Genomic DNA, 26,192 nt, shown 5'->3' with positions numbered 1-26,192 from the left:
CGCTCTATTTTGCCGACATGCTGTCGGTATCTACTGAGCGCATGACCACACTCACCGAACGGCCGTTACCGTCCGCCGGCCCTGACGGCGTCAACCCCTCGCGCGCCCGGTCCGCTGTGCGCGCCCTCTACACTCGCACCGCGCTCACCGCCGGAGACCTCAGCGCTCCGCTCCTGGTCCTCCCGGATGGCCACTCCGGTGCCGGGAGCCTCCCCGGGGCGGTGCACCTTTCGGACGTACGGCGGACCGTGACCCGCTGGACCGGGCTCGGCATCGGCGGCGTCAAGGTGTTCGCCCTCGGTCACGACCGCGACAGCGCCGGGACAGCAGCCATGTCCGCAGACAACCTCATGGTCCAGGCGGTTTCGGCGATCGGAGCAGCCGCACCGGACCTGGCGGTGACCACGGAGGCGTGCGGCTGCTCCTGGACCAGCAGCGGCGAGTGCGTGCTGCGCACCCGCGCCGGAGACATCGACCTCGACGCCACGTACCGGCTGATGGGCGAGATGGCTGTTCAGCACGCCGAGGCTGGAGCTGACGTCGTGTCGCCCACGGCGATGCTCGACGGCTCGGTGCGCGCTGTCCGAACCGCCTTGGACGATGGTGGGTTCCGTGACGTCGGCGTGAACCCGAACCTGGCGATCCACACGACGCTGTACGGGCCCTTCAAGGCTTTGATGGCCACCGACCCTGCCGCCGGTCACCGGCGTGGACTTCAGCTCGAACCGGGCCGAGCGCAGCGCGACACCTTGGTCCAGGCCCGGCGCTGGATCGCCGAGGGTGCGGATTCACTCACCCTCCAGCCGGTCATGACAGCGGTCGATGTCCTCGTGCGGCTCCGGGCCGACCAGGAGGCACCGCTCGTTGCGTACTCCACCTCCGGCGAATGGCCTGCTCTGAGAGAGCTGGGCTCCGAGGGCATGACCGAGTACCTCGCCATGCTCCGCCGCGCGGGCGCGGACCACGTGCTGACGTTCGCCGCCGAGCAGGTGGCCACACACCTGGAGCAGAACCGTGGATGACCGCCCGTACTTCCGTCCGGCTGCCCTGGACGCGATTCTCGTGGACGCGACCCGTCTCGGATTCGCCATGTCGTGCGAGGACCGGACCGGGTCCCTCCTTGCCACGCTCGCCGCTTCCAAGCCCGGTGGGCACATGGTCGAACTGGGAACGGGCGTCGGCGCCGGGGCGTCCTGGCTGCTTCACGGCATGCGCCCCGACGCCCGGCTGATCAGCGTCGAGACGGACCCCGCGCACCAGGCTGTTGCCGTCGGCCACTTGGGCCACGACACCCGCGTGTCCTTCGTGACGGCAGATGCCGACGCCTGGCTCGACAGTTACTCCGGGCCGCCTCTGGACCTCGCCTACGTCGACTGCCGCCCCGGAAAGTTCCACCGTCTGGACGACCTGATCGGACTGCTGGCACCGAGCGGTCTTTACGTCGTCGACGACCTGTTGCCGCAGCCCACCTGGCCCAGCGGCCACCAGGTGCGCGTCGACAACTTTCTCGCACGCCTGCCCGAACGGCCCAACTTGCTGGGAACAGCCGCAACATGGGCATCAGGGCTTCTCGTCGGAACCCGTATCTGACGGTCTATCGTGAATTGCATGTCCGCTGATCTGATCCGCATCGTGTCCCGAGACTCGCCCATGGCACTCGCCCAGGTGGAGCGCGTCTGCGCAGAACTGGCCGTGCTCCACCCCAGCACCCGTACGGAGGTCGTCCCGGTCAAGACGACGGGCGACAAGTGGATGGGCGACCTCAGCGCGGTGGAGGGCAAAGGCGCGTTCACCAAGGAGGTGGACGCCGCCCTCCTGGCCGGGGAGGCGGACCTGGCGGTGCACTGCGTCAAGGACATCCCGGCGGACAGGCCCCTGCCCGCCGGCACCGCCTTCGCCGCCTTCCTGCGGCGCGATGACATCCGTGACGCCCTGATCCACCCCGGCGGCCTGTCCCTCGACGAACTTCCCGCTGGGACACGCATCGGTACGTCATCCGTCCGCCGCGCCGCCCAGCTCGCCGCATCGCACCCGCACCTCCTCTGCGTACCGATGCGCGGCAACGCCAACCGGCGGCTGGAGAAGCTCGCCGCAGGTGAGGCCGACGCGCTGCTGCTGGCCGCATCCGGACTGGAGCGCATCGGCCGCCCCGACGTGATCACCGAGATCCTGTCGCCCGAGGTGATGTGCCCGCCGATCGGCGCGGGGGTTCTCGCCCTGCAGTGCCGCGAGGGCGACAGCGACCTCATCGACGCCGTGAGCGGGCTCGGCGACCCGGCGGCCCACCGTGAGACGACCGCCGAGCGGATGTTCCTGCACGTGTTGCAGGGGCACTGCAACAGCCCCATCGCCGGATACGCCCAGGTGGAACGGAACGGCGACATGTCGCTCCGGGCCAAGGTCTTCACGTCCGACGGCAAGACGGTCCTCAACGCCCACGAATGGGCTGGAGCGCTCGACCCCGCCACACTGGGCACCTCTGTCGCGGTCAGCCTGCTGCGCCAGGGAGCCAGGGAACTGATCGACGGCATCGCCCACTGACGGCTCGCCCGGTGCCTACCGCTCGGGCCGCAGGATCATCAGCCGCTCCGGATCGGGTACGGGGACGAACCCGATCCGGGCGTACAGCTCGTGGGCGTCGAGTGTGGCGAGCATCGTCCGCTTGAGTCCGTACGGGGCGAGGTGGTCGCGGACGGCGGTGGCCAGTCGGGCTCCGAGGCCCCGGCCGCGGTGCTCGGGTGCCACGTAGACGTCGCAGAGCCAGGCGAAGGTGGCCCGGTCCGTGATGACGCGGGCGTAGGCGACCTGGCCCCCGTCGGGGCCGTAGACGCCGAAATTGAGCGACCCGCCTATGGACCGCTCGACGGTGTCCCGGCTGCGGCCGAGCGCCCAGAAGGCGTCCGTGGAGAGCCAGTGGTGCACGAGGCCGACGTCGAGGCGCTCCGGGTCGGTGTCGATCGCGTACCTGTCTTCGCTGCTTTCGGTGGTGGTCATGGCCCGGCAGCGTAGTCGGGGCGGGGAGCGCTCAGGCGGCGGCTCGGGTGTGCCCGTCCGCGGTTCGGCAGTCGCGGCAGTGGCCGGGTGCGGGTGAGCGGAAGGCGCGTTCGCAGCCGTCGCAGGTCTGGAACGGCGTGACGGCGATACGTGGGCGTACGGGGGCGGTGAGGTCGTCGGGGCCGGGGAGGGGCGGGGGGATCAGAGCGGTGAGGCGGTGTTTGAGGAGCTTGGCGGGGTGGCGGAGGGGCTGGGGCAGGTCGTTGGTGAGGGCGTGGCGGATGGTGTCGGGGCGGGTGTCGCGTTCGAGCCAGGCGGCGACTGCGGGGGCGAGTTGGCGAATGTCGTTCTCGGAGAGGACGAGCTGGTGCGCGTGGCGGCGGAGGTCGCCGAGGAGCGCGGTTGCGGCGCGGTGCAGTTCGGCAGTGAGTTCGCGGGGCTGGGGGAGGGGCGGGGACGGCTGCCTGGGTGCGGTGGGCGGCGGGACGAGCACGACGTAGGGGGCGTGATCCTGCGGGGCGGGCGCAGGAGCTTCGGGTGCCTGCTCCTGTGCCTGTTCCTGTTGTACGTCGGGGGGTGCGGGTGTCTGCGGGGCGCCCGGTTCCGGTGCTGCGGGGTCCTGTACCGGCGGCGGGACCTGCGGTTCGGCGGGAGGCCGCGCTGCAACCCGTGGTCGTAGCAGCGCTGTCGGCTGGTTGCAGAAGACCGTGCGGGTGACGATGCGGCCGTTGGGCAGGCGGGTGCGGGTCCGTCGCAGGTAGCCGTGGGCCTCCAGCTCGCGCAGGGCGGCCGCGATGAGCTTCTCGCCTTCGGGGAGGCGGGCGGCGAGGGCCTTGATGCCGATCTCGGTGCCCTGGGGCAGCGACTGGATGCGTACGGCGAGGCCTACGGCGACGGTGCTGAGGCCGGTGTGCTGGGCGAGGTGGTTGCCGACGACGGTGAAGCGGTCGGTGTGGCGGATGGCGATGTGGATCACGCCACGGGCCGGGAGAGGCCCGGGAAGCTCTGTCAGGGCGCGCGCGAGCGCAGTATTCTGCAAGGTATCCATCGGGAAGCGTTCTCTTCCTTGGTGGTCAGGCCCTCGATCGGGATGGCTGTCCCGGCCGGGGGCCGACGTATGTCTGATGTCTGGATGTCTGCTGGTGGCGTGAGCATATGCCTGCCAACCGGTGCGAAATCCAGCTCAGTTGGCAAAACTCACCCGTGTGGGTGACGCGCCCCCGGGATCCGTCAGGTGCAGGACGGGGTGGGTGGGGTCGGGTTATTTCTCCTGGTTCTTTAAGTAGTTGATGTCGCTCGCCACCACGTCGCGGCCGGGCACGATCCGGTGGGCGGTTTGTGCCGGATACCGGATCGCACCCGCGCACGACCCGGTCGGGATCGTCACCGTACGAGGTCGTTCTCGGCCCATACGGTCTTGCGAGGTACGGGCCCGGGAGCGACGCCCCAGTGGTCCGCCAGGGCCTCCACGATGAGGAGCCCGCGCCCGTTCTCCGCGTGGTCGTCCTCGGGCGCTTTCACGGCACCTGGGCCCGGCGGGACGCTGTCGCCCCGGGTGTCGGTGACCTCGATCCGGAGCGTCTGCCCGCTGACGGTGAGGGCGAGTTGGAAGTCCCGGCCCTGTACGCGGCCGTGGACCGAGGCGTTCGCCGCCAGCTCGCCGACGATGTGCGCCGCCGACTCCGAGGGGAGCCCCCAGGCGCCGAGATGGGCCACGGTGAGCAGCCGGGCGAGCCGGGCGCCCCGGCGGGTGGGGGAGAGCAGGGCGGTGAAGGACCGCTCGGTGGTGGGGTGTTGGGCGCGGACGGTTTCTTGGTTCATGTCACTCAGCGTGGCCGTCTCTGCGTACCGTGAACAGTGACGGAGCCCTTGCGTACCGTGAGTGTCCGGGGCTTGTCCCGTGTTGTCTTGGCTGTCTGGCGTGACGTGCCGGGAACGATCGCGGTTGGGGGAAGAACGGCACGCGCGTCGGAAGTGGGGTTCGCATGAGCGGGGTTGGCGACGGTACGGAGCGCAGTGACGCCGGAGTGGACGAGCCCGGCTGGGAGGTCGACCCGGACGATGAGCCGGGCGCTCCGGTGGTCGCCGCCGTGGGCCGCCAGATCAAGGCGTGGCGCGAGGCGGCGGGGATGCGGGCGGCGGAGTTCGGGACGGCGATGGGGTACAGCGAGGACCTCATCTACAAGGTGGAGGGCGGCCGCCGCACCCCCCGCCCGGAGTTCATGGACGGCGCGGACGGGGTGCTGGGAGCGGAGGGCAAGCTCGCGGCGATGAAGGCGGACATCGCCGAGGTGCGGTATCCGAAGAAGATCCGGGAGCTGGCCAAGTTGGAGGCCGCGGCGGTGGAGCTCTCGGCGTACGGCAGTCACAACATCCATGGGCTCTTGCAGACCGAAGAGTATGCGCGGGCGTTGTTCGGGATGCGGAGGCCGGCGTACTCGCAGGACGAGGTGGAGAGGCTGGTGGCCGCTCGCGTGGCCCGGCAGTCCATCTTCAGCCGCTCGCCGGCTCCGGAGCTCAGCTTTGTCCAGGAAGAGGTGACCCTGCGGGGCCACCTCGGGGGCAGAATGGTGTGGCGCCGTCAGCTCGAGCGTCTGCTGGAAGTGAGCGAGTTGCGCAATGTCGAGATCCAGGTGATGCCGACCAGTCGCGACGAGCACGCCGGAATGGGCGGTGAGACGCAGGTGCTGAAGTTCAGGGACGGCTCGGCGGTGGGACGCTCCGAAGGCGACTTCGGCAGTCGGCCGGTCTCCGACCCGAAGTACCTTCGGATCGTTGAGCTGCGGTGTGGCATCATCCGGGCGCAGGCTCTCAACCCTAGGGAGTCGCGGGCCTTCATCGAGCAAGTGCTGGGAGAGACATGAGTGGCGAGACCTCTGCCCGGGATGCTTCTGAGCTGGCGTGGTTCAAGAGCAGCCACAGCGACAGCAGCAACAGCAACGAATGTGTCGAGGTCGCGACCGCCCCGGACGCCGTCCACGTCCGCGACTCGAAGAACGCCTACGGCCCCCGTCTCACCCTCACCCCCGCCGCGTGGACCGGGTTCGTCCCCTACGCAGCAGGGCGCTGATCCTCCGCCCGCCACTATGATGCGGGCAACGCGTCGCGACAGGCGCTGGTGTGCCGGGAAGCCTGGTCGGCGTCGGAGGGACAGCCGTCCCTCCGCCTGCCGATCCCCGGGAAGGCGTCCGTCGTGGCCGAAAGCCCGCACCAGCGCGCGAGACCTCCGCATCCGCCGCCCCTGAAGGGGCCTCGTTCCTGCGGTGGCCGATGAAGCCGCCGCAGAACCGGCGACGGCCTGACGCGCACGCACCGGTGGAAGCGGGGAGCTTCCCTTCGGCCTGTGCCCAGACGTATCCCGGCTACGAAGCCCTGTTGGCCACGGTCGCGGCAACGGGCCAGGAGCCTGACGCGACCGAGGTGGAACGGCTCCGTTCTTTCGGTGAACAGGCTGCCGTCAACGGCACCACGTTGCGGGCCTTGGTCGTGCACCACCTCACCCTGACCCGGGCCGCCTGGCCGACCGGGACCACAGGTGCCGACCGTGTGCTCGGCGCCGTCCAACTGGCCGTCGAAGCGCTCTGCGAGGGCTACGAGCGCGCCCAGCAGCTCGCCGTCCGCGAACAGGAGGCGGCGCGCCGGGAGTTCATCGACGACCTGTTGTACGGGCGCGGCGAGTCGGTGTTTCTGGCCGAACGCGCGGAACAGTTCGGGCTGCGGTTCTCCCACGCCCATGCCGTAGCCGTCGCAGAAGGTCCCGCCCCTTATACCGAGGGGGATCCCGTCCCCCGTCGTGTGGAGAGCGCCGTCAACGGTCGTTTCGGTGAGCGCAGCATCCTCCTCACCACCAAGGACGGCCGGCTGATCTGCATTTCGCCGGGGGACCAGCAGGACGTCCTCACGTACTTCGCCAAACAGGCCTATGCCACCACGGACGGCGGACGGGCCGCGATCGGACGGCCGCACCCCGGTGCGGGGGGCGTCGTCCACTCGTACCAGGAAGCCCTGCAAGCCCTGGACGTGGCAAGCCGCATCGGTCTCGACGACCCGGTGCTGTACGCGGCGGGTCTTCTCGTCTACCCGGTGCTGACGCGGGACCGCCAGGCCATGGCGGATCTGGTCCGGACCACCCTCGGGCCCCTTCTCAAGGCCCGTGGGGGGCCGGAGCACTACCTGGCGACCCTCACCGCCTACTTCGACGCGGGTTGCGTGACCACGCAGGCGGCCGGGCACCTCTCCCTGAGTGTCCGTGCCCTCACGTACCGCCTGGAGCGCATCCACCAGCTCACCGGATCGGACCCGACCGACCCCCGGCACCGCTACACCCTGCAGACAGCAGTCATCGGAGCGCGCATCCTCGACTGGCCCGCGAAGGGCTCGTAGCCGACCGCAAGGTGTGTATCCCCGATGCCCATGACGACAAGGACGCTCACGTGACCTCGGTGTACAGAGACGCGAAGGCACAACGGGAGGTGCGGCGCTGGTGTGAGGGCCGGATCGCGGAGTGGAGCACCCCTCACGTCCGGGGTGAGGTCGTCACTTCGGCAGGGGTCACCAGCTTCGTGACCGCGGGACCGGAGCCGCGTGACGGGGAGCCGGGCGTCGTGCTGCTGCCGGGGACGAACATGAACGCCGCCCTGTGCCTGCCTCTGGTGGGGGCGCTGGCCCGTGGACGGCGCGTGACCGTGCTCGACCTGCCCGGTCAGCCGGGGCTCAGCGCGGGCGGACGGCCTCGCATCCGGCGTATGACCTGGTACGGGCAGTGGCTGAGCGAGGCCCTCGAACGGGCTGCCCCCGGGCCCGCGGTGGCGGTGGGGCATTCCCTGGGCGGCGCGGTCGCGCTCGCCTCCGGCTCCGCGCAGATCGTTGGCCGGGTGCTGCTCTCCAGTGCCGGCATCACGAGGCTGAGGGTTCCTGCCCCCCTCCTGGCCGCCACCGTCCCCTGGCTCCTGCGGCCCTCCGTCCCCCGGTCGACGGCGTTGCTGCGCCGCATGGCGGCTTCGGGCGGGGAGGTGCCCGACCACCTCGGTACGTGGATGGACCTGGTCGCACGCTGCTGCCGCACCAGCCTCGCCCCGTCCCCGTTGCCGTCGGCTCTCCTGGGACAGCGGCGTCCGGTACCTGCGCTGGTCGTCGCAGGGCGGTTCGACCCCTTTCTGCCCCCGCGCGTCCTGGGCCCGTCCGCGCGGCGGCGTCTGGGGGCGGAGTTCGGGGTGGTGGAGGGCGCGGGACACCTTCTGCTCGACGAGGCGCCGGATGCGGTCCTCGCCCTGGTGGAGGAGTTCTGCGCGACTCTGGCCACGAGCTGAGACGCCGCGTCCATGCGTGTGCCCGGCGGCCGAGGCGGCCACGATGGCTCGCATCCGGTGCGGCACACCGATAGGTGTCCGATAAACACATCCAGGGATCCGCATAACGATGACGTCACCCGTGCAGCATCTTCACTCACATAATCATCAATTGTGACCTGCGTCACTAAAGATGCGGTAAACGGCGTGGTACAAATGCCCAACTTCGCAGACGGAACCACCGTCGAAGCGGAGCGCCGGGCCCGCTCCGGCGGCAGGCCAGAGCGATCACCGTCGTAGTCCGCCCCATGGGACGCGCCGGGTCGCCAACCGGACAACGTCGTTCGCTCATCCCCCATCGCACACCGATCGGCGAAGGCACCCCCAGTCCGCCGTCCCCGCGTCATCGAGGTAGCCAACGTGTCACTCGACTCCATCACCCAGAACATCGACGAATCCGTCAGCGGGTTCTTCGAGCCCATAGCCGAGTGGCTGGGCGGCATCGTCTTCTACTCCGTCAACGTCGCCGGGGCGGAGGTGCCGCTCATCGTCACCTGGCTGGTCGTGGCGGGCCTGGTCTTCACCGGCTGGTTCGGCTTTATCCAGGTGCGCAAGTTCCGCCTGGCCGTGGATGTCGTGCGCGGCAAGTACGACGACAAGGACTCCGTCGGCGAGGTCAACCACTTCCAGGCGCTGACCGCCGCCGTCTCCGGCACGGTCGGGCTCGGCAACATCGCGGGTGTAGCCGTCGCGGTCTCCATCGGCGGCGCCGGAGCCACGTTCTGGATGATCCTCTGCGGCCTGCTCGGCATGGCCACCAAGTTCGTCGAGGTCACCCTCGGTGTGAAGTACCGCGAGGTCCACGCAGACGGCACCGTCTCCGGCGGGCCGATGCACTACCTGCCCAAGGGGCTGGCCGAGCGCTTCGGGAAGAACGGCAAGAGCCTCGGCAAGGTGCTCGCCGTCCTCGCCTCGATCATGATCCTGTTCTTCGGCCTCTTCGGCGGCAACCTGTTCCAGGTCAACCAGTCGTACGCGCAGCTCGTGTCCGTCACCGGCGGCGAGAGCGGGGCCATGGGCTCCTCCGCGGGCGCCCTCTTCTTCGGCATCCTCGTCGCCGCGCTCGTCGGCATCGTGCTCCTCGGCGGTATCCGCTCCATCGCCCAGGTCACCAGCCGGCTCATTCCCGCGATGGCCGGGATCTACATCGCCGCCTGCCTCGTCGTCATCCTGGTCAACGTCACCGCCGTGCCCGCCGCGATCGGCGAGATCATTGCGCGCGCGTTCGACCCCCTGGGCGTCGCGGGCGGAATCCTCGGTGCGCTGATCGTCGGCTTCCAGCGCGCCGCGTTCTCCAACGAGGCGGGCATCGGTTCCGCGCCGATCGCCCACTCCGCGGTCAAGACCAAGCACCCCGCCAGCGAGGGCCTGGTCGCCCTGCTGGAGCCGTTCATCGACACGGTCGTCATCTGCACCATGACCGCGCTGACCATCATCATCGCCAACCCGGCGAGTTGGGGCGAGGCCCGCGCCGGTGAGTCCATCGGCGGCGTGACGATCACCTCGGACGCGTTCGCGACCGTGCTGCCCTGGTTCCCCTACGTCCTGACCGTCGCGGTGATCCTCTTCGCCTTCTCCACGGTGCTCACCTGGGGCTACTACGGCCTCAAGGCCTGGACGTACCTCTTCGGCCGCAGCCGTACCAGCGAGACCGTCTACAAGGTCCTCTACACGCTGTTGGCGGTCTCCGGGTCCCTGCTCACCCTGCAGACCCTCATCGACCTGGCCGACGCGGTCCTCTTCACCCTCGCCGTCATCAACATCATCGGCCTCTACCTCCTGGCTCCGGTCGTCAAGCGCGAGCTCAACAACTTCCTGGAGTACGTCCGGGTCCGGAAGGCCGGCGGGGCGGAAGGGGATGACGGAGGGAAGGGCGACGAGTCGGCGAAGGTTTCGGTCTGACCCGGTCGCGTACGTGACCTGATCCCTCGCCTGCACCCGCGGTCGCCCCGGCCCCCTCTCGGAGGGGGCCGGGGCGACCGCCGTCTCCGGCCCGTGAGAGGGCTGCTTCCGCCGACTCCCGGGCCAGGTCCAGCGCCCGCAGGTAGCAGGTCTGCCCGAGCCCGTGAGCCCGCTCGTCCATGGCCATCCATCTGGTGAGGTAGGTGAAGTTCCGGTGCGGTGGATAGCATGTCCCGGTGCACCTCATCCGAGGCGTCGGCGCGCAGAAGCTCGCCGACGCGAAGAGGCAGTTGAGCCTCCCGCAGATCGTCGTGATCTGCGGCTCCACCCGCTTCATGGCCGAGATGAACGAGGCCGATCTGCGGGAGACCGGCGACGGAAAGATCGTCGTCAAACCGGGCTGCGACCTGAAGTCGCCGCACGCACTCTGGTCCGATCCCGGCGAGGCCGAGGCGCTGAAGGCTCGACTCGACGATCTGCACCGGGCGAAGATCCGGCTCGCCGACGAGGTACTCGTCGTCGGCGACTACATCGGAGACAGCACCCGAGCCGAAATCGCCTACGCCCGGTCGCTGGGCAGGCCCGTGCGGTTCACGCACCCCGAGGTCGACCCGGACGCCTGACCACAGGTCAGCCGGTGCAGGGTGATCGGGGTGCGGGTCAACTCGTGTGCAGCATCAGCCCGATACCGACCACCATCAGCCCCGCCGCCGCGATCCTCGGCGCCCCGAAGCGCTCCTTGAAGAACAGCGTGCCGATCGCCGCGCCCACGATGATCGACGACTCCCGCAGCGCCGCGATCGGGGCGAGCGGTGCCCGGGTCTGGGCCCAGAGGACCAGCCCGTACGCGACGACCGAGAGGGCCGCGCCGAGCAGGCCTCGTACGGCGAACGGGCGGAGCTGGGCGGCTAGTTCGGAGCGGCGGCGGTAGTACGCGTACGCCGGGATCGCCAGGCCCTCCAGGATCATCAGCCACGCGACGTAACCGAGCGGTGTGCCGGAGGCCCGTACGCCGACGCCGTCCACCGTCGTGTACCCGGCGATCGCCAGGCCCGTGCCGAGGGCCGCCACGATCGCGGGCCAGTGCGGGCGGGTGCCGGAGCCCCGGATGCCCCAGAGCGCCAGGCCGACCAGGCCCGCCGAGGCGACCGCCACACCCGCCGTCGCCCACGCGTCCGGGCGCTCGCCGACGAAGACCGCCGCCAGGACCGTCACCACCAGCGGGGCCGTACCCCGGGCGATCGGGTACATCTGGCCGAAGTCGCCGAGGGTGAACGAGCGCATCAGCAGCAGCATGTACGCCACGTGCAGCGCGGCCGAAACGCCGAGGTACGGCCACGCCTCCGCCGCCGGGAGCGGGACGAACAGGGCCATCCCCGCGCCGATCAGCAGGCCGCCGCCGGAGATCAGCGTGAAGGAGAGGAGCTGGTCCTTGATGGCGTGGGCGATGGCGTTCCAGCTGGCGTGCGTTATCGCGGCGACGAGCACCGCGAGGGCGACCAGCGGGGTCACTTCGCGGGCTCGCGCACATCCGCAACCGTCGCGCCCGCGTGGGCGATCAGCGTCTTGGGGTCGAGCGGGAAGACCGTGTGCGGGGTGCCCGCAGCCGCCCAGACCACGGGGTGGTCCAGGAGGCGCCGGTCGGCCAGTACGCGGGTGCGGGTCGTGTGGCCGAAGGGTGGTACGCCTCCGATCGCGTACCCGGTGGTCTCCCGGACCAGGTCCGCGTCCGCCCGCTTGACCTCCTGCGCGCCGAGCTCACGCCGTACGAGTTCCACGTCCACCCGCGAGGAGCCGTCCATCAGGACCAGCACCGGGACGCCGTCCGCCGTGAAGACCAGGGACTTGACGATCTCGCTCAGCTCGCAGCCGACCGCCGCCGCGGCCTCCGCCGCCGTACGGGTCGCGTCCGGGAAGCGGCGCACCTCGACCTGGAGGCCAAGTTTGGCGAGCGCCTCGGCGAACCGGGGGTGGGCGGGGGAGACGGGTGCGGCGGGAGGGGTTTCGGGGGTTTCGGGTGTGCTGGGCATGGCTGCACGCTAGCGGTCCGTGCATGGTGCATGCGAGGGGGTTCCGGGGGCGGACCAGTGGCCCTTTCCGTGCGCCCCTGCGCCCTTTCGCCGGGTCATCCGGCCAATCCGAGGCGGTCGTCGGCCGGAAACGGATGCTGTGGATCACGGCTTCGTTCCCGCGCGTCACAGTGGGAGGGGGATATGTGCAGGAAAGTGCGACAAGGGGGAAATCATGTTGCGCATCCATTTCACCGCCCAGGACCTGGAGTACGTCCGCATCGCCCGGAGCCCCGACCCGCTCTGGGAGATCGTGTGCAGCGTCTGCCGGCTCCAGACCGACGAGGGCCGGATCGTGTTCGGGCCGTGGCGGCAGGCGGTGGGGCCGCTGCTGCGCGGCGGGGGAGCGGGGAGAGGCGGGGGAGCAGGGGGAGGCGGGGGAGCGGGGAAAAGCGGGGGCTTCGGGGCTGGCGGGGGCGTGGGACGTGCCGGGGCGGATCGGGCTGTCGCGCTCGCGCTGCGCAGCCTGATGCCGTGCGGGCCGTACATCCCCGACTTCCTGACCCCCGCCGTGGACGGCGGCATCACCGACCTGCGGCAGGGCGTGGACCGGGTACTGGCGACGCCCCGGAGCCGCCTGCGCCGGGAGTTCACGCTGCTCACGGAGTCGGCGGCCCGGGCCCGGCCGCTCGCGGGGGCGGGGGCCCGGCCAGGCGCGCGGGCACAGCTTCGGCCCTTCGCGGCGGAGCGGCTCGCGCGGGGCGACGCGGCGGCGCTCCGGGCGCTCGGCGGGCTGCTCACGGCGTACGACGCGGCGTTCCTCGCCCCGTACCGGCCCTGGATCGACGCGGCGGTGGCCTCGGACGTCGCCTGGCGCTCCCGCGAACTGGCGGCGGGCGGCACCCGGGCGCTGCTGGAGACCTTCCGCCCGATGGCCCGGTGGAGCGCGCCCGTGCTGGAGGTGGCGTACCCGGTCGAGCGCGACCTGCACCTGGCCGGGCGCGGGCTGCTCCTGGTGCCGTCGTACTTCTGCTGGCGCAGGCCGATCACCCTGTTCGACGCGGCGCTGCTGCCGGTGCTGGTCTACCCGGTGGAGAAGCCGGTCCAGCTGCCCGAGGCCACGGCCGCGACGGCCACCACCGCGACGGCCACCGCCAACGCTACGGCCACCCCAGCCTCCGGCGCCTCGCTCGCCCGCCTGCTGGGCCCGACCCGCGCCGCGCTCCTGTACGAGGTGGCGGCCCGCGGCTGCGCCACGACGTCCGAGCTGGCCCACGCCGTCGGCTGCTCGCTCCCCAACACCAGCCAGCAGCTGGCGATCCTGCGCGAGGCGGGCCTCGCCGCCTGCCGCAAGGAGGGCCGGTGCGTGCTCCACCACCCCACGCCGCTCGGGCGGCAGCTGCTGGAGACGACGGGGGCCGGACCGTCGGAGCGGCCTCTGCCGACGCTTCGGCCCACGACGGTTTCACCCTGATGACCCGCGACGGTTTCACCCTGATGACCCGCGACGGTTTCACCCTGATGAAAGGGTGCGGCGCGAGCGGCCGGACCCCTGCCACGCTTCTGTCATCCGGACGGTGGGCCGCACGGAGGGAACGCCACGCGGCCACCGGCCGGATGACCGTCCGGGCGCCTGCCCGGAAGACCGTCGGGCTGACCGGCCTGGAGGACCGTCGGGGCCGACCGGCCCGGATGACCGGAACCACTCGTCCCACAGGGGAGCCCAGGGGCCCATGGCCCGGGGCAGGGAGGGAAACGACATGCGCAGTTTCGTACGAGCGGCAGTGACGCTCATGTTCACGGCGGGGGCCGTGCTGGCGACGGGAGCGGGGGCGCAGGCCGGCGCGTCCGACACCCGGGACGCCCTGGACGCCCAGGACACCTACGCCGGATGCCGCTCCGGATACGTCTGTATCTACCCGGGCGCGTCCTGGAACGGCAACCGGCCGGAGGCGACGTACTTCCGGTACGGCGTCTACAACCTCAACAACCAGACCGGCACCCACCGGGTGTTCAACAACCAGACGGACGGGGCGACCGTGCAGCTGTGCACGGGGTACGACGGGGTCGGCTGCGGCGCGAAGATGCCCACGTGGACCTACTGGGACGTGAACCTGACCCCGATCAACTCGATCAAGCTCGCGCCCTAGCCAGGCCCGGGCCGATACCCGGGTGACGTGGGGCGAGGGCCCTCCTACCCTCGCCCCATGGACGCGGACTTGGGCATGGGCATGGGCGAGCAGCTGCTGCGCCATCACCCAACGCCTCAGCCGCCCGCGCGCAGCACCTCCGCCACCACCGGGCCCGCCGCTTCGCCGCCGTGGCCGCCTTCCTGGACGACCGCCGCCGCGGCGAGGTCGTTGCTGAAGCCGGTGAACCAGCTGTTGGACGTCTGGCCGTCGACCTCCGCCGAACCGGTCTTGGCACCCTTGTCGCCGCCGACGCTCGCCATGGGCTTGGTGCCGGTGCCGTAGGTACTGGTCGCGGTGTACCGCATCATCTGCCGCAGTTGCTCGGCCACGTTGGCCGGCAGCGGACGAGCCTCGGCGAACGGCCGGTCGTCCAGGTCGCGGGCGATCAGGTACGGCTGCTTGAAGCCGCCGTTCTTCACCGTGGCACTGACCGAGGCCATGTTCAGCGGGCTCATGAGCACCTTGCCCTGCCCGATGTACGAGGCCGCCGTCTCGGCCCCCGAGGACTCCGGGATCCTGCCGTCGAAGGAGGGAACGCCGGTCTGCCAGTTGTCCTGGCCGAGGCCGAAGTAGTCACGGGCCTCCTGGCCCAGGGCCGATCCGGCCCGGTCGCCGAGCGGCTTGATCGGCTTGATGAAGGTGCTGTTGCAGGACCGCGCGAACGCCTCGCGCAGGGTGGCGTTGCTGACGGAGAAGTCCTTGAGGTTGTGGAAGGTCACCCCGTCCCACGACACCGTGGACGGGCACTCCACCGCCGCGTCGATGCTCCCGAGACCGTTCTGGATGATCATCGCCGCGGTCACGATCTTCATCGTGGACCCGGGCGCCAACTGGCCGCTCATGGCCGCGTTGTAGCCGTCCTTGCGGTTGTTGGCGATGGCCCGGATCGCGCCCGTGGACGGCTGGACCGCCGCCACCGAGGACTCGCCGTACCGCTTCACCGCCTTCTCGGCCGCCGCCTGCACGTTCGCGTCGAGCGTCGTCCGCACCTTGCCGGGCTTGCCCTTGGCGAGGGTCAGCAGGTTGATGTCGGCCTGGCCGTCCTCGGCGGGCTCGATCCAGGTCTCGATGCCGGGCGTACCGCCGGCGGAGTCACCGTACTTCTGCCGCAGGGTGTCCAGGATCGTCCCGAGCGAGGGGTACTTCTCCTTGGTGAGCACGATCCCGTTGCGGTCGACGGCCTCGATGGCCGCCGTCGGCGACTCTCCGGTCCTCAGCGTCGCGCCCTCGGTCAACCGCGGGTGGACGACGGTGGGTTCCCAGTCGACCAGGGCCTTCCCGGTCGTCAGTCCGCGGACGACGGTGAGCTCGGAGGCGTACGACAGGGGCCTGGTCTTCCCGCCGTAGGAGACGGTGGCCTTGACGGTGTACGGCACCTTCCTGCCGACGGCCGGGCCCGGCGTGATCTTCACGTTGCCGATGTGGGCGGCCCCGCCGTACGAGGCGAGTACGGGCTCCGCGCCGGCCTCGTTGTTGGTGAGCAGGGCCGCGCTCGCCGCGTCCCCGGCCGCCCAGGCGTCGAAGAAGGACTTCGACGTCTCGGATATCTCCGCCGCACTCGGCGGCCCGGTCTTCACCTCCGGTGTGGCGTTCCGGGAGCCGACGTTGCCGCTGTCTCCGCCCCCGTCGCTCCCGAGCACGCTGTATGCCCCGTAGCCGACCCCGCCGGCCACCAGGACGAACACTCCGCCGACCACGGCGACCTTCGCTCCACTGCGCATCAGTGCAGTCCCCCTCCCCAGGAGAGCCCCTTGAGCACGTTCCATGTTCAAGGGGCAACTGTGAGGAACCCTAAGGGGTTGCCGTGCCGGCTGAGGGCGTTGTTACCGGACCGGAACGCTCGGCCGGAGGGGGCCGGGTGAGGGGACGGATGGGGGCCGGTGCCCCGCCGATGAGGGCTCCCAGCAGACCTGGGAACAAATTTTCGCCAAGGTGCGTGAACGCCGGGTTGCCGGGCACAAGGACCAACGCAACGAGGTCCTGGCGACATTCGGAGCCGGGACAACCGGTGGGGTGAACTGAGGCCGTTGTGAAGTAAGGCGCGCAAGCGCCTAAACCGGACTTGACGATGGGAAATGAAAAATGATCCTCCTTGGACTTCTTCTGCTGATTATCGGCCTGCTTGTCGGCATGTCCCTGCTGACGACCATCGGTGGAATCCTCATCGTGGTGGGTGCCATCCTGTGGATCCTGGGCGCGACCGGCCGCGCGGTCGGTGGCCGAAAGCATTTCTTCTAACCTGCGGGGTTGGAAGCGGCCGGGAATTCTGCTGATCCAGCAGATTCCCGCAGATGCGGGCGGGCCACGACGGAATGCGTCGTGGCCCGCCCGCATGGTGTGTGGCCTATGGCTGTGCCTCGCAGGAGGCCGGCGTATGACGTGACGGGCCCGGCGCGCATGCAGCGTGCCGGGCCCGTCCGTTACTTACGTGTACTTACGTGCACCTACGTGCGAGTCAGTGACCCGCGGCCTTCTTCCGGCGCAGGAAGAACATCGCCGCGCCACCCGCCGCGAGGAGGGCCACCGCGATACCCGCGATCATCGGCGTGGCGCTGGAGCTGCCGGTGACCGCGAGGTCACCGCCGCCGGTGGAGCCGCCGGTCGTGTCACCGGTGGTGCCGCCGGTGGTCTCGCCGGTCGTGCCGCCGGTGGTGTCACCCGTGGTGCCGCCGGCCGTGTCCTCGGACGGGCTGGGCTCCGGGGTCGACGGCGGGGTCTCGCCGCCACCGCTCGTGGCGGGGGGCGGGGTGCCCTGGGTCTCGCAGTCCAGGACGCCCTGGAAGCGCTCCGTGAAGCCGTCCGGACCGGTGACGGTGATGTCGTACGCCTCGTCCTCGCCGACCGGGACGGTCACGGTCTTGCTGTCGCCACCGGCGACGGTGTGCTCGGCACCGGCGAGCTCGAAGGTGAAGTCGCTGTCACCGGCGTTGCTGACCTTGACGTCGACGCCGCCGGCGGTGCAGTTCTTCTCCGCGGTGACCGAGGGGATGGCACCCTTCTTGGCCCAGTTCGCGGTCGCGTTCGCGACCACCGTGGACTCGGTGGAGCCGGCCAGGATCTGCGTCTGGCTCTTGCTGGCGCTCGCGAAGGCCCGGCCGACCGGAACCTGCGTGGTCGTCTTGGCCGTGAGCGAGGCGGTGCCGTCGGCGGTGCCGGCGGGCACGTCGAAGTACAGCTCGGTGCCGTTGACGGCCGACGTGACGGGCTGGCCGTTCTTGTCGGTCACCTTGACGCCGGCCGCCGTGGCGTCGGCGTTGGCGGCGACGGAGACCTGGTCGGCGTCGGTGCGCACGGTCACCGGACCGAGCTTGTCGCCCGACTTGCCGGACACCGCGTTCGGGTCCAGGGTCAGGGAGGTCTTCGGCTCCTGGAGGTTCTGGGCCTGCGCCTCCAGCCAGTCGGCGAGCTTCTCGGCCTGCGGGTTGTCCGCCTCGACCTTCGCTCCGTCCGAGAACCGCCAGATGGCGACCTGCGTACCAGCTGCGGCCGTCGAGGGCGTCAGCTGTCCGGCGCCGGCCTTCTGGGCGAGCGCGTTCAGGTCGCCGGCCTGCGGGTAGGAGTTCCGGAGGATCCAGAGGATCTTCCCGGCGTCATTATTGGTGCCGAGCGAGGTCTGGGCCCAGGGGGTCTCCAGGTACTTCGCTTCCTTCAGCGTCGGGTTGTGGATGTCGATGCAGTACGTCTGCAGTCGGCCGCCGCCCTCGACCTTCATCTCGAACAGGCCCGCGTCGACGCTCTTGGTCTTGCCGTCGCGGGTATGGATGGTGGCGTCGTCATACGTCTTCAGCCCGTCCAGCGTGGCGATCGCGCCACCCTGGTGGTGAACGTTGTCGTCGGCCGCGGCGGTGCCGGCCCCGGCGAGCGAGCCCAGGACCAGCACGCCGACCGTGGCGGCCGTGGTGGCTATCCGGCGGCCCGCGGCCCCGCGGCGGGTCGCGGCGGAAGCTGAGAAGGTTGTCAACACAGAAGTCCCCTCCGGTGCGACCCGTCCGTACTTAAGGCGCGTCAGATGCGCCACACGAGATACGTGGTGGGAGAGTCGCGAACACAGTCTCAAGTGCCCAGTGAGCACGTGGAGATAGTATGAAGAGAAGAAGGGTGGGTAACCTTCATGGCCACCTTTTGAGTCTTCCGAATCGGAATCGTTACCTCCGACGATCGGTCAGCTCCTCCCGGCGGCGCGTCCGGAGGGCACCGCTCCTACACCCACGTGTCCAGCCACATCCGGTCCCGCCACAGGTCCTCCGGGATCGACGTGCCGGTGTAGAGCGGCCAGAAGTAGATGAAGTTCCAGATGATCAGGAGCACCAGCACGCCCGCCGCGATCGCGCCCAGCGTGCGGCGGCGTTCGCCGGTCGGGTCGTTGCCCGTGAGGCCCAACTGCGCGCGGGCGCCCGTGCCCGCCGCCGGGCCCACGATCGCACCCAGCAGCATCGTGACCGCCAGGCAGAGGAACGGGACGAACACCACCGCGTAGAAGAGGAAGATGGTGCGCTCCTGGTAGAAGAACCAGGGCACCCACCCCGCCGCCACGCCGCACGCGATCGCACCGGCCCGCCAGTCGCGGCGGAAGAGCCAGCGCCACACCACGTACGCGAGGGCGAAGCACGCCAGCCACCAGAGCAGCGGGGTGCCGATGGCCAGGACCTCGGCGGCGCACTTGCCCGTCGAGGACTCCTTGCAGCCCGTCTGCTCCTCGTAGAAGTACGAGACGGGGCGGCCCAGGACCAGCCAGCTCCAGGGGTTCGACTCGTAGGTGTGGCCCGAGGTCAGGCCGACGTGGAAGTCGTACACCTGGGTCTCGTAGTGCCACAGGCTCCGCAGCCAGTCCGGGAGCCAGCTCCAGGACGAGCCCTTGCCTTCCGTGGCCGCCCAGTTGCGGTAGTAGCCCTTGTCCGTGACGATCCAGCCGGTCCAGGAGACGACGTACGTGACGATCGCCACCGGGACCGTGGAGAAGAACGCGGGGACCAGGTCCCGGCGCAGCACCGCCGTGTACGGGCGCACCGCGCCTGCCGTGCGGCGCGCGCCCACGTCCCACAACACCGTCATCAGCCCGAACGCGGCCAGCACGTACAGGCCGTTCCACTTCGTCGCGAACGCCAGGCCCAGCATCACGCCCGCGCCCAGCCGCCACGGCCGCCACCCCAGCCGCAAGGTCTCCGCGATCCGGGCGTCCGGGCGCAGCACCCCGTCCTCGTCCACCGGCAGCGCGTCGGCCAGGCGGCGGCGGGAACGGTCCCGGTCCACCACCAGGCAGCCGAACGCCGCCAGCACGAAGAACATCACGATCAGGTCCAGCAGCGCGGTCCGGCTCATCACGAAGTGCAGCCCGTCCACCGCCAGCAGCAGCCCCGCCAGGCAGCCCAGAAACGTCGAACGGAACAGCCGCCGGCCGATCCGGCAGAGCAGCAGCACCGAGATCGTGCCCAGCACCGCCACCATGAAGCGCCAGCCGAACGGCGTGAAGCCGAACAGCTGCTCACCGAAGCCGATGATCCACTTGCCGACCGGCGGGTGCACCACATAGCCCGGGTCTGTCGGGATCGGGACCGAGGACGGGTCCTTCAGGATCAGCTTGTCGACGTCCTTGGGCCACGAGCCCTCGTATCCCTGGTTGACCAGCGCCCACGCGTCCTTCGCGTAATACGTCTCGTCGAATATCACCGCGTTCGGCTGGTCCAGCCGCCAGAAGCGGAGCAGGCCCGCGACCAGGGTGACCAGGAGCGGGCCGCCCCAGCCGGACCAGCGCACCAGGCGGTCGGCCACGTGCGGCGGGATCGCGAGCACCGACCACACCTGCCGTCCCGGCCGGGTGTACGGCGGGTCCAGGCGGTCGCGGAGCGGGGTCTCCGGGCGCGGGACATGGCCGAAGCGGCGCAGCCGCCGTTGCCAGGAGGTCGGCTGTTCGCCGAGCGGGTCCCCGGCGTCTTGGCCCCGCTGGGTCTCGGGTGCGGTACTCGTCACCGCGCCATCGTAGGGAACGCATCTGTGCGAAGGGTGCTGCCCGTGCTGCGAGGATGGCTGATGTGACTGGAACGACTGGAACGCTCGTGCTCGCAGGGACCCCCATCGGTGACGTGGCGGACGCCCCGCCACGCCTGGCCGCCGAACTGGAGCGGGCCGACGTCGTGGCCGCCGAGGACACCCGGCGGCTGCGCCGGCTCACCCAGGCGCTCGGCATCCACACCTCGGGGCGTGTCGTCTCCTACTTCGAGGGCAACGAGTCCGCCCGTACGCCGGAGCTGGTCGAGGCTCTGGTCGGTGGTGCTCGGGTGCTGCTCGTGACGGATGCGGGGATGCCGTCCGTCTCCGACCCGGGCTACCGGCTCGTCGCCGCCGCTGTGGAGCGGGACATCCGCGTCACCGCCGTGCCGGGGCCCTCCGCCGTCCTCACCGCGCTTGCCCTCTCCGGGCTGCCCGTCGACCGCTTCTGCTTCGAGGGGTTCCTGCCGCGCAAGGCCGGTGAGCGGCTCTCCAAGCTCCGCGAGAACGCCGACGAGCGGCGCACCATGGTCTTCTTCGAGGCGCCCCACCGGCTCGACGACACCCTCGCCGCCATGGCTGAGGTCTTCGGCGCCGAGCGGCGCGCCGCCGTCTGCCGGGAGCTGACCAAGACGTACGAGGAGGTCAAGCGCGGTCCGCTCGGTGAGCTGGCCGTGTGGGCCGCCGACGGCGTACGGGGCGAGATCACCGTCGTGGTCGAAGGCGCCACCGACTCCGGTGACGAAGGCCTGGACGCCGAAGAGCTCGTCCGGCGCGTGCGCGTGCGCGAGGAGGCGGGGGAGCGGCGCAAGGAGGCCATCGCCGCTGTCGCCGCCGCGGCCGGGCTGCCCAAACGGGAGGTGTTCGACGCGGTGGTGGCCGCCAAGAACGCGGAGAAGGACGCGGGTGAAGCCACCAAGCCGTAGGCGTCGCGCGTCAGAGTGCGCCTGCACCGGAGCCCACCCGTACCGGAGCGGTCAGCTGCCGAGGTGTCGGATGGGACCCGGCCGGGAACTCGTGATCCGTTGAGCACACAAACCAACAGGAGGATGCTGTGGAAGCTGGTCCGGTGCGATGGGCGGGCGCGGTGACCGCTGCCTACGGTCTGGGTGTCCTCGTACGTCCGGCGTTGATGGCGCGCCCGTGCGGCCTGGAGGACGAGGACGGGTCCGTTCCGGCTTCGGCCGCTCTGCTCATCCGGGCCATGGGTGTCCGGGACGCGGCGATCGGCATCGTCATGCTGGTCGCGAAGGACCGTTCCGTGTGGCAGGCGGCTACCGCGTGCCGGGTCGTGGCCGACCTCGGTGACGCGGCGCTTTTCGGCACGCAACTTCCCGATCCGGCGGCGCGCCGCAAGGCTGCCGCGGTCGCAGGAGCATGGGGAGTGTTGTGCGCGGTGGCAGGTCTGGCGGCGGACCGGGGCCGTGGCGCGTAGGTCGGTCGTGCTCCGCCGGCACACTTCTGCCAGCCACGCCCTCAATGCCGTAACCGGATCAAGGCCGGGAGTATCACCTGTCTCGATTCACCATCATCCGCTGAACGGCGTACGAAGCAGCCACCAGCGCGGCGACTCCCGCCATCCAGAGAACGGTCGCCGCCGTCTCGAAATCGTAAAGCCAAGGAATCATGAGTGTCATGACAACGGCAAACACTGAAATGTACCAAGTGACTTTCGCGAAACGCTTGTTGGTCGCCATGTGATCTCCCATCAGGCCGGCCACCGCGAAAGCGGTGGCCGGCCGTACGCTGTTTCCAGGACCTACTTCGGCCCGAATCCCGGGATGAAGGGGCCGAGAAGGCCACCCGCGACTCCCGACATCACTGCTGATTCCGTATCGGTGCCGAGCGCCGCAGCCGTTCCTCCGGCCGCTGCTCCGCCCCAGAGTCCTGCGGTGACCGAACCGGCGACGGCACAGCCGATGCCGGCAGTACCGGCACAGCCGACGGCGACCACTCCCGCGGCGAGACCGATCGCCGCTGTCGTCACAGCTCCGACGGCAAAGGACTTCCAGTCCAGAAGACCGGTCGGGTCCATCCCGTTGACCGGGTCGCCGTTCGTGTAGAGGTACGGGTTGCTCTCCTGGCCACTGGGGTCGGGCTGGTTGAAGCGGCCGAGATGGGGGTCGTAGTAGCGGTGGCCCATCTTGTACAGCCCCGACGGGTCGAGGTAGGCGCTCGTATAGCGGAAGGGCTGGTCGGTGCCGCTGTTCGCGCGCGTCTCGCCGTAGGGGCCGTAGGAGTAGGTGGCGGTGCGCTTGCCGGACGTGTCGACCAGACCGACGACGGAGGTCTGGGCGTCCGTGAGGTAGTACTGGCTGCTCCCGCCGCTCCTCATGGCGATCAGCGTGCCCGAGGGCTCGCGCACGAAACCGGTCGCGGCACCGGAGGCGTTCTGTCCGGTGAGGCCGACCGCGGCGTTGGTGAAGGTGGTCGTACCGGACGTGAGGCGCTGGGTGTTGTCGGTTCCGGCGTAGGTGTGTCCGGTGGTGGTGCCGGACTGGGTGGCGGAGCCGAGTTGGGTGAACGGCGTCCAGGATTCGGCGGTGCGGATTCCGGTGGGGCCGGCGGCGCTGGTTTCGTTGCCGGCGCCGTCGTAGGTGAAGGCGGAGTTGCCGTCGTACGAGGTCAGCTGCCCGGCATCGTTGTACACGGCCTTCTGCTGCGCGTCGTCGCAGTGGGACGGCAGTGACGTGCCCGAGGAGCGGCCCGTGCGGTTGCCGGCCTTGTCGTAGCAGTAGGACCAGCCGGCCGTGGTGCTGCCGCTCCTGGTCTCGACTGCCTTGGTCAGGCGGCCGAGGGTGTCGTAGGTGAAGGTGGTCGCGGCGCCGTCGGTGGTGCGCTTGCGGACCTTGTCGGTGTCCTTGCCCGCGTCGGCGTAGTCGTAGGAGATCGTCGACAGCGTGGTGGAGCCCGCTTTGACCTCGATCTTGGTGGGACGGCCGGAGTCGTCGGGGGTGACGCTTTGGGTCGTTCCGCCAGGGAACGTGGTCTTGATGCGTTCGCCGTTGTTGTTGTAGTCGAAACCGGTCCTGGCGCCACCGGGCTCGGTGACGGAGGTCAGTTCGTTGGCGTCGTCGTAGCCGTACGTCACGGTGCCGGCGGCGTCGGTCGCGGTGGCGACGTTGCCGGTGGCGTCGTAGGTGATCGAGGTGACCGGTGTGCCGGGCAGGGCGCGGGTGCGCTCGCGGTTCTGCTCGTCGTAGGTGAACGTCGACGTACCGCCGGGAGCGGTACGGGTCTTGAGGTTGCCGTCACCGTCGTAGGTGAACGTCGCGTTCGCCGAACCGGCGGTCTGGGTCTTGATCCGGTCCCGGTTGTCGTAGACGTAGGTGGTGGTGGTTCCTCGTCCGTCGGTCATCGTCTTCTGCCGGCCGAGGTCGTCGTAGGTGTAGGTGACCGGCTTGAGCGGGGACGGCGGGGTGACCTTGGTCAGGTTGCCCTGCGAATCGTAGGTGTACGACGTCTTCTTGTCCCGCGGGTCGGTCGCGCTGCAGCGCTGGCCGGGCAGGCCGCCGCAGTCCATGGTTCCCGACCTGGGGTTGTAGTCGTAGGTCCACTTGGCGCTGGTGCCGCCGGAGGTGGAGTCGGTCGACGTCAGCAGGTTGCCGGAGGTGTCGTAGCCGTTGGCGGTCTTCTCGGCCGAGGCGGTGGTGGAGGTCTCGGGGAAGTAGCCGCTGCCCTTCTTCACCCACGTCGCCGTGGCGGAGGCGCCGGTGGGGATGGTGACGGTGGTGGGGTTGAAGGCGCTGTCGTACGTGTAGCTGGTGACGTTGCCGTCCTCCGGTGAGGCGCCCATCGCGTCCGTCGCGGTGGCGATGTCGTTGTCCGGTCCCCAGGACCTCGACCGCTTGTGACCGAGGGGGTCCTCGGTGTTCTTCGTCCGCCAGTACCCGTCGACCGTCTTGACCGTGTTCTTGCCGCGGGGATCGGTGATCCGTACGACACCTTCGGCGTCGGTGTTGTCGGCGGGAAGGATCCAGCGGAAGGCGGTGGTGTTGCCGGCGCCGGTGCTGTTGGTGACCACGCGGGTCAGGGAGGCGACCTTGTCACTGTCCCAGCTGAACTTCGTCTGCCGGCCCTCAGCCGTCACCACCTTGACCAGGCGGTTCGAGGCGTCGTAGTCGAAGACCGTGGTCTTGCCGTCGGTGTCGGTGAACGTCTTGATCAGGTCACCGCTGTAGGTGTAGCCGATCGACCGGCCGGTGTTGTCCGTGACCTTGGTGATGTGCGTGCCGTTGTTCGTGAAGGTCAGCGCGCGCCCGGACGCAGAGGTGATCTTCGAGGTGAAGCCGCCCGAGTAACTGATGGTGGTGGCGTTGCCGTTCTTGTCCTCCACCTTCGACACCTTGGCGCTGCCGGTGGTGCCGGAGCGGGTGAACGTCGTCTTCTCACCGGTGCGACGGCTGGTGAGGGTGAAGGACTTCTTGTCCGAAGCCTCGGTCAGGTCCTGCTTGTAGCCCTTGGCCGGAGTGAGGGACGATCCGGAGCGGGTGAAGACGCCGACCGTGCCGGTGGGGCCTTCTACCGATACGCCGGTAGGGGTGGGCTCCTCGACGTGGTGGTCAGATCCGCTGGTGGCGTTCCAGCCGACGCTGTTGAGGCTGTTGAAGGTGTTGCCGTAGGCCAGTCCCGGGCCGGCGTCGGCGATATCGAACCCGTCGACCGTCAGCAGCAGGTTTCCGTTTCCGTAGTTGACCTGCGCGCTGACGCCGTCGGACAGCTGGGCGCTGAAGAACTCCGACCACGGGACCTGGCCGACACCCAGGGCGCGGAAGCCCGGGTCGGCCGCGGCTGACTTCACCAGCGGCGTGCCTGCCTGCCCGGTCACGCGGAGCGGCGTGCTCGCGGGAGCCACGGTCGCGCCGAGCGGAGTCGGGCCGGGCTTCGCCGGTACCGCGGCGCGGACGGTCGTGGCCGGCTGGGCGTTGGCCGGGACCACGGCGGCCAGGGTCACCGTCGCGGTGGCGGCGGCGAGAACGGACAGCGGCAGCCGGTGTCTGCGGCGGTGCGCCGCGGGCATGCGAGGATCCACGAAGGTCTCTCCGTTGGGTTCAGAAGCCGAGGGAGCAGGACCTGGGGACGGCACCCCTGCACGGGTGCCGTCCCGCCTGCTCACGGGAGGAAGGGTGTCCGAGGCGGTCCGCCCCGACGCGTCAGCAGCGCTTGGACGTGCGCGTGCTGTGCGCCTTGGGATCGCCGACGATGCTGATGATGCCGTCGGCCGAGGTGCATTCGTCCACCGTCTTGGCGGCGTTGCTCCAGAACTCCTGCTGGCTGGTGCCGAATACGTCCTTGCGTCCCACCAGGGCGTTGCGCTCGTAGGCCCACACACCGACGGTCAGATCGAAGGTGACCTTCTGGTCCAGGAAGGACTTCCAGGCCCACACATAGGCGTAGTTCTCGTCACAGCCGGGCGAATAGAACTGCTTGACCGAGGCGATCGTCTCCGTGCCCCGGTAGATGTACTCCGTCGTCCCGATCTGCGCGGCATCCGCACACACCCCCGCCGCACCAGCCGCGGTGCTGAGGGGGTTCCCCGCCTCCGAGCCGGCCGCCCCCGCCGCCTCGTTCGAAGCTCGCTGCTGCGGCGTCTGCGACGGACCGGTACCCGCCGCGGCCACGCCGCCACCCAGTACTGACAACGCTGTCGCGGCGACCGCCACGACCGTCATACGCGCACGTCTCACGTGCCCAACCCCCTCGTTGGAACGCGCGGCCCCGGCCGTCCGAACAGGCCGGGGTGTCTTACGCGCTGAAGAGCG

The 26,192-nt window shown here is 70.1% G+C and carries 25 protein-coding genes; 14 read left to right on the top strand and 11 right to left on the bottom strand.

Translation table 11 applies throughout. The annotated features are described in order from the left end of the window. Positions 1-41: 41 nt before the first annotated feature. From ACQP09_RS13030 to hemC, 3 genes are read left to right on the top strand one after another with little or no spacing between them, the layout of a single operon-like run. Positions 42-1,022 carry a hypothetical protein gene (locus ACQP09_RS13030; RefSeq protein ID WP_433398653.1) on the top strand — a complete coding sequence of 327 codons (981 nt, stop codon included), beginning with the start codon at positions 42-44 and terminating at the stop codon, positions 1,020-1,022. Next, positions 1,015-1,590, top strand: coding sequence for an O-methyltransferase (locus ACQP09_RS13025; RefSeq protein ID WP_433398650.1), 576 nt, complete (start codon positions 1,015-1,017; stop codon positions 1,588-1,590). The genes ACQP09_RS13030 and ACQP09_RS13025 overlap by 8 nt, the downstream gene beginning before the upstream one ends. Before the next feature lie 18 nt (positions 1,591-1,608). After that, complete coding sequence (hemC, locus tag ACQP09_RS13020; RefSeq protein WP_433398647.1) at positions 1,609-2,541, top strand: hydroxymethylbilane synthase; 933 nt, start codon at positions 1,609-1,611, stop codon at positions 2,539-2,541. Between the two features lie 15 nt (positions 2,542-2,556). Here the strand turns inward: hemC and ACQP09_RS13015 are convergent, their stop codons facing one another. From ACQP09_RS13015 to ACQP09_RS13005, 3 genes are all read right to left on the bottom strand, one after another. Then, positions 2,557-2,994, bottom strand: coding sequence for a GNAT family N-acetyltransferase (locus ACQP09_RS13015; protein WP_433398644.1), 438 nt, complete (start codon positions 2,992-2,994; stop codon positions 2,557-2,559). A gap of 31 nt (positions 2,995-3,025) precedes the next feature. Next, positions 3,026-4,042 carry a hypothetical protein gene (locus ACQP09_RS13010; RefSeq protein WP_433398641.1) on the bottom strand — a complete coding sequence of 339 codons (1,017 nt, stop codon included), beginning with the start codon at positions 4,040-4,042 and terminating at the stop codon, positions 3,026-3,028. Between the two features lie 335 nt (positions 4,043-4,377). Further along, positions 4,378-4,815, bottom strand: a complete 438-nt coding sequence (locus ACQP09_RS13005) for an ATP-binding protein (protein ID WP_433398638.1) — start codon at positions 4,813-4,815, stop codon at positions 4,378-4,380. Between the two features lie 164 nt (positions 4,816-4,979). Between ACQP09_RS13005 and ACQP09_RS13000 the strand changes: the two genes are divergently transcribed. From ACQP09_RS13000 to ACQP09_RS12975, 6 genes are all read left to right on the top strand, one after another. Continuing rightward, entirely contained in the window at positions 4,980-5,858 is an 879-nt protein-coding gene (locus tag ACQP09_RS13000; RefSeq protein WP_433398635.1) for a helix-turn-helix domain-containing protein, read from the top strand. Beyond that, positions 5,855-6,064: a DUF397 domain-containing protein gene (locus ACQP09_RS12995; RefSeq protein ID WP_433398632.1), complete on the top strand. Its 210-nt coding sequence runs from the start codon at positions 5,855-5,857 to the stop codon at positions 6,062-6,064. The genes ACQP09_RS13000 and ACQP09_RS12995 overlap by 4 nt, the downstream gene beginning before the upstream one ends. A gap of 305 nt (positions 6,065-6,369) precedes the next feature. Further along, on the top strand, positions 6,370-7,377 hold the full coding sequence (locus ACQP09_RS12990; RefSeq protein WP_433398629.1) for a PucR family transcriptional regulator: 1,008 nt from the start codon (positions 6,370-6,372) through the stop codon (positions 7,375-7,377). 179 nt (positions 7,378-7,556) lie between these two features. Then, positions 7,557-8,303, top strand: a complete 747-nt coding sequence (locus ACQP09_RS12985) for an alpha/beta fold hydrolase (RefSeq protein WP_433398627.1) — start codon at positions 7,557-7,559, stop codon at positions 8,301-8,303. Positions 8,304-8,702: 399 nt separating this feature from the next. Further along, the gene (locus tag ACQP09_RS12980) at positions 8,703-10,244 is read left to right on the top strand and encodes an alanine/glycine:cation symporter family protein (RefSeq protein WP_433398624.1); all 1,542 of its coding nucleotides are present in this window, start codon (positions 8,703-8,705) and stop codon (positions 10,242-10,244) included. 236 nt (positions 10,245-10,480) lie between these two features. Next, a complete protein-coding gene (locus ACQP09_RS12975; protein ID WP_433398621.1) occupies positions 10,481-10,867 on the top strand; it encodes a hypothetical protein in 387 nt (128 codons plus the stop codon). Between the two features lie 37 nt (positions 10,868-10,904). On the opposite strand, the gene ACQP09_RS12970 is transcribed toward ACQP09_RS12975, so the two are convergent. Both ACQP09_RS12970 and ACQP09_RS12965 read right to left on the bottom strand, forming a co-directional pair. Next, positions 10,905-11,756: an EamA family transporter gene (locus ACQP09_RS12970; RefSeq protein ID WP_433398618.1), complete on the bottom strand. Its 852-nt coding sequence runs from the start codon at positions 11,754-11,756 to the stop codon at positions 10,905-10,907. After that, on the bottom strand, positions 11,753-12,274 hold the full coding sequence (locus tag ACQP09_RS12965; RefSeq protein WP_433398616.1) for a YbaK/EbsC family protein: 522 nt from the start codon (positions 12,272-12,274) through the stop codon (positions 11,753-11,755). The genes ACQP09_RS12970 and ACQP09_RS12965 overlap by 4 nt, the downstream gene beginning before the upstream one ends. Positions 12,275-12,488: 214 nt before the next feature. On the opposite strand from ACQP09_RS12965, the gene ACQP09_RS12960 reads away from it, so the two are divergent. Together ACQP09_RS12960 and ACQP09_RS12955 are read left to right on the top strand one after the other, a co-directional pair. Further along, a complete protein-coding gene (locus ACQP09_RS12960; RefSeq protein ID WP_433398613.1) occupies positions 12,489-13,727 on the top strand; it encodes a helix-turn-helix domain-containing protein in 1,239 nt (412 codons plus the stop codon). 286 nt (positions 13,728-14,013) lie between these two features. After that, positions 14,014-14,403, top strand: coding sequence for a hypothetical protein (locus tag ACQP09_RS12955; protein ID WP_433398610.1), 390 nt, complete (start codon positions 14,014-14,016; stop codon positions 14,401-14,403). 116 nt (positions 14,404-14,519) lie between these two features. Here the strand turns inward: ACQP09_RS12955 and ACQP09_RS12950 are convergent, their stop codons facing one another. Next, a complete protein-coding gene (locus tag ACQP09_RS12950) occupies positions 14,520-16,166 on the bottom strand; it encodes a penicillin-binding transpeptidase domain-containing protein (RefSeq protein WP_433398607.1) in 1,647 nt (548 codons plus the stop codon). 361 nt (positions 16,167-16,527) lie between these two features. Between ACQP09_RS12950 and ACQP09_RS12945 the strand changes: the two genes are divergently transcribed. Then, positions 16,528-16,683, top strand: coding sequence for a hypothetical protein (locus tag ACQP09_RS12945; RefSeq protein WP_433398604.1), 156 nt, complete (start codon positions 16,528-16,530; stop codon positions 16,681-16,683). Between the two features lie 217 nt (positions 16,684-16,900). Here ACQP09_RS12945 and ACQP09_RS12940 read toward each other — a convergent pair whose 3' ends face one another. Both ACQP09_RS12940 and ACQP09_RS12935 read right to left on the bottom strand, forming a co-directional pair. Next, on the bottom strand, positions 16,901-18,406 hold the full coding sequence (locus ACQP09_RS12940) for a Cys-Gln thioester bond-forming surface protein (RefSeq protein ID WP_433398601.1): 1,506 nt from the start codon (positions 18,404-18,406) through the stop codon (positions 16,901-16,903). A gap of 239 nt (positions 18,407-18,645) precedes the next feature. Then, entirely contained in the window at positions 18,646-20,412 is a 1,767-nt protein-coding gene (locus ACQP09_RS12935; RefSeq protein WP_433398598.1) for a dolichyl-phosphate-mannose--protein mannosyltransferase, read from the bottom strand. Positions 20,413-20,465: 53 nt separating this feature from the next. Here ACQP09_RS12935 and rsmI point away from each other — a divergent pair, with 53 nt between their 5' ends. Next, positions 20,466-21,356, top strand: coding sequence for a 16S rRNA (cytidine(1402)-2'-O)-methyltransferase (gene rsmI, locus ACQP09_RS12930; protein WP_432151578.1), 891 nt, complete (start codon positions 20,466-20,468; stop codon positions 21,354-21,356). A 128-nt stretch (positions 21,357-21,484) separates the two neighbouring features. Next, the gene (locus ACQP09_RS12925) at positions 21,485-21,865 is read left to right on the top strand and encodes a DUF4267 domain-containing protein (RefSeq protein ID WP_433398595.1); all 381 of its coding nucleotides are present in this window, start codon (positions 21,485-21,487) and stop codon (positions 21,863-21,865) included. A 73-nt stretch (positions 21,866-21,938) separates the two neighbouring features. Here ACQP09_RS12925 and ACQP09_RS12920 read toward each other — a convergent pair whose 3' ends face one another. From ACQP09_RS12920 to ACQP09_RS12910, 3 genes are all read right to left on the bottom strand, one after another. Next, a complete protein-coding gene (locus ACQP09_RS12920; protein WP_433398592.1) occupies positions 21,939-22,127 on the bottom strand; it encodes a hypothetical protein in 189 nt (62 codons plus the stop codon). A 62-nt stretch (positions 22,128-22,189) separates the two neighbouring features. After that, positions 22,190-25,450 (bottom strand): RHS repeat-associated core domain-containing protein, encoded by a 3,261-nt coding sequence (locus tag ACQP09_RS12915; protein ID WP_433398589.1) that lies wholly within the window; start codon positions 25,448-25,450, stop codon positions 22,190-22,192. Between the two features lie 133 nt (positions 25,451-25,583). Further along, the gene (locus tag ACQP09_RS12910; RefSeq protein WP_433398587.1) at positions 25,584-26,102 is read right to left on the bottom strand and encodes a hypothetical protein; all 519 of its coding nucleotides are present in this window, start codon (positions 26,100-26,102) and stop codon (positions 25,584-25,586) included. Between the last annotated feature and the right edge of the window lie 90 nt (positions 26,103-26,192).

This window comes from Streptomyces sp. CA-146814, assembly GCF_050942385.1.
Taxonomy (GTDB): Bacteria; Actinomycetota; Actinomycetes; order Streptomycetales; family Streptomycetaceae; genus Streptomyces.
Note: the sequence above shows the minus strand (reverse complement) of the source record. Positions and strands in the feature narration are given on the sequence as shown.